The sequence below is a fragment of the Dietzia sp. DQ12-76 genome (assembly GCF_014145045.1).
GTDB lineage: Bacteria > Actinomycetota > Actinomycetes > Mycobacteriales > Mycobacteriaceae > Dietzia.
This window is the reverse complement of record NZ_JAALDV010000399.1, coordinates 1-3,034: the sequence shown is the minus strand read 5'-3', so window position 1 is coordinate 3,034 and position 3,034 is coordinate 1. Positions and strand designations below refer to the sequence as shown.

The 3,034-nt window shown below is 72.1% G+C and carries 4 protein-coding genes; all 4 read right to left on the bottom strand.

All coding sequences use genetic code 11. The annotated features are described in order from the left end of the window. A partial coding sequence (locus G6019_RS13325; RefSeq protein WP_241726049.1) for a lysoplasmalogenase family protein occupies window positions 1-409 on the bottom strand: 409 nt, incomplete at its 3' end. A gap of 20 nt (window positions 410-429) precedes the next feature. After that, window positions 430-1,851 carry an MFS transporter gene (locus G6019_RS13320; protein ID WP_182627783.1) on the bottom strand — a complete coding sequence of 474 codons (1,422 nt, stop codon included), beginning with the start codon at window positions 1,849-1,851 and terminating at the stop codon, window positions 430-432. Then, the gene (locus G6019_RS13315; protein WP_231750397.1) at window positions 1,848-2,324 is read right to left on the bottom strand and encodes a MarR family winged helix-turn-helix transcriptional regulator; all 477 of its coding nucleotides are present in this window, start codon (window positions 2,322-2,324) and stop codon (window positions 1,848-1,850) included. Before G6019_RS13315 ends, G6019_RS13320 begins: the two co-directional genes overlap by 4 nt. Window positions 2,325-2,401: 77 nt before the next feature. Next, the coding region (locus tag G6019_RS13310) for a lipase family protein (RefSeq protein ID WP_241726048.1) at window positions 2,402-3,034 on the bottom strand (633 nt) is incomplete at its 5' end.

Below are 3,034 nucleotides of genomic sequence, written 5' to 3'. Positions count from 1 at the left end.
TGGCCGGGGCGAGGAGGCCGGCCTCGGGAACGGTCACCATCAGCAGCGCGACGGCGACCACGATGAGCAGCAGCGTCCATGCGAACGGCGAGCGGCCCCGGTCCACACGGGTGAACGCGACGATCCACAGCCCCTGCGCCACGGCGAACCCGCCGACCATCGCCAGGAACCGGGCGTCTGCGGGAAGGACTCTCGGCAACGAGTCCCCGACCCAGCTGGCGGCCAGCGCGCCCAGGGCCCAGGGCCAGGCGGGGCCGCGGTCGTCGGACGGGAGTCCGAGCAGCACCACCGCCAACGCGGGCATGAGCAGCACCTGGGACCAGGCGGCGGCCGCCCCGGCCCCGAGCGCCAGCGCGATCAGGTGGACGAGCGTCACCGCGGCGACAGGGACCCAGGTCAATGCGCGCATGCAGGTGACGCTATCTCCGGTCACCGCCGAGTGCGGTGGGATGGACCACCTCGCCGTCGCGACACGACCGCGTGCCACGTCAACGCCACCATCACCGCGCCGCAACACAGCACGCCCACGCCGAACGCTATGGTGATGCCCTCGTCGGTGGGGAAGGTCGAGTCCGACGGGTGCGCGGCGAGCGCGGCGGCGGACAGTGCGGCGCCCACTGCGCCGCCGACCGTGCGTAGGACCTGGTTGAAGCTCACGGCGCTACCGAGCTGGTCCACGGCGACACTCCGGGCGATCAACGCGGGCATGGCGGCGTACCCGGAACCGATCCCCGCGCCGAAGAGGAACATCCCGACGGCGAGCGTGGGGAAGTCCCCGTGCGCAGCCCACAGCAGCACAGAGGCCGCGGTCATCACAGTGGCTCCCACGGGGAGGAAGGCCGCGATGTCGACCCGACGGGAGAGCGCGCGGACCGCCCGGTTGGCCAGGAGGCTGCCCACGGACAGCGGTGCCATCAGGAAACCCGCCCACATGAGCGGGACGGCGAGACCGAAACCGGTTCCGCTCGGAGCCTGGGCCACCAGGCTCGCGATCGACAAGCCGATGTACAGAGCGGTGCCCAGCCCGATCGCGGTGGCGTTGGCCAGCAGGACCTCGGGACGGCGCACCACGCGCAGGTTGATGAGCGGGTGCCGCGTCCGCACACTGTGCACGGCCCACCCCGTGAGGGCGGCCACCGACACCGCGAGCGTCCCCGCGGCGCGCGGCGAGACCCATCCCCAGCTCTGGGCCTCGGAGATCCACAGCAGCAGGGTGGTCAGGCCGACGCCCAACAGGATCGCTCCGGGCAGGTCGAGCGGGGTCCGGGGCGCGAGTGGATCGGGTCCGGCGGGCACGAACCGCCACACCCCGGCTGCCGCGGTGGCGACGAACACGGCGGCGAAGGCGAACGCGGACCGGTGGCCGAAGCCCGCGGCGAGCAGGCCGGTGAGCGGGTATCCCAGTCCCATCCCCACGGAGACCGTGACCGACAGCGTCGAGATGGCCGGTTGGGATCGCGAGTAGCTCAGGTGCCGGCGGGCCAGCGCGATGGTGACCGGGACCGTCCCGTAGAGCAGGCCCTGCAGCGCTCGGCCCAGGAGGAACACGGTGAAGTTCGTGGCGACGGTGGCGATGACCGACCCCGTGAAGATCACCGCCAGCGACGCCAGGAGCAACCGCCGGGTGTGAGGGCCGTCCGCCAAGCGGCCCATGATCGGGGTGGCGACGGCGCCCACCAGCAGGTTGACGGTGAGCATCCATTGCGCGGCGCTGACGGTGATGTCGAACTCGCCTGCGACCGACGGGACGAGCAGCATGCCCAGGGAGCTGACGATCGAGCTGGTGAGCCCGGCGTAGACGAGGGCCTGCAAGAACCAGCGGGGCGCGGGTGCGCGGCCTGTCGTGGTCACCCGGGGCCCTCGGTGTCCAGCCTGACGAGCAGCGGAACTGCCGCCGCGAGGGTGGCGCGATCGGATTCGCTGAGCTCGTCTGTGACGGCGCGGATCAGCCATTCCTGCCCGGCCGAGCGCTCGGCGACCAGACGGGTGCGGCCGGACCCGGTGAGGCTTACCAGGACCCGACGTCCGTCGGAGGGGTCGGGATTCCGGGAGACCAGCCCCATCGCCTCGAGTTCGCGCACCGCACCCGCCACCGCCTGGTGGCTGATCCGTTCGTGTGCGGCGAGGTCGGTGGCGGTGAGGGCGCCGAGGCGGTCGAGTCGGGCGAGGATCCCGACCTTCCCCATCGACAGCGTCCGGTGCTCGGCGAACCGTCGCCACAGCGGCCGGAGGGCCTCACGCAGGTCTGTGGCCAGTGCGGTCGGGTCGGTGGGCGCGGGGCTGCCGGGGACTGGGCTGGCCGGGGCGTGGGGCTGGTCGGTCACCCGCGTGATTCTACAAGCCGCTTGCGCAACCTACTTGCGGGACCCGGATGAGGCGGCTGGGGCGTCGGCTCGACAGCTCAGTACGTCCCGCAGTTGACCGGCGGCGGCACGCCGTCGAGCCGGTCGGCCAGGTACTGCACCGTGTCGCCGAGGCCGGAGAGCATCGGTACCGCGTGGTTGAGGGCGAATCCCGTGGCCACCGGCGGGGCGTGGTCGATGACCATCTCGACCGCGGCCCCCTGCGCACACCAGTCCCGGCCGAGCTGCTGCGACTGGTGGCCGGGCACGATGTCGTCGTTCATCGGGGACAGGATCCGCACCGGAGTGCTGGGCGTCAGGCGACCGATGCGCTCGCGCTCCAGGTAGCTCATGATGGCCGGATCCTGCCTGGCGATCTCACCGGCCGACTGGCCGGACGTCGTGTAGCGGTTGGTGCGTTGCTGGAAGAACTGGATGGCGGTCTCGCCGATGCACTGGTGCGAGGTGGCGGCGAGCATCGCCCGGCCCTCGTCGTTGAGATAGGCGTCGAGCAGCCCGCCCATCTCCGGATAGGCGTCGACCAGGCCGTTGAGCGCATAGCCGATCACCCCGGCGATCGCCGACCCGTCGGACCACTCGAGCGTGGCCAGGAGGTCGGCCGGCGGGGAGCCGGCCGCGGTACCCACCAGGTTCACTTCGGGCGCGTACTGCGGGTGCAGTTCGGCCGCTGC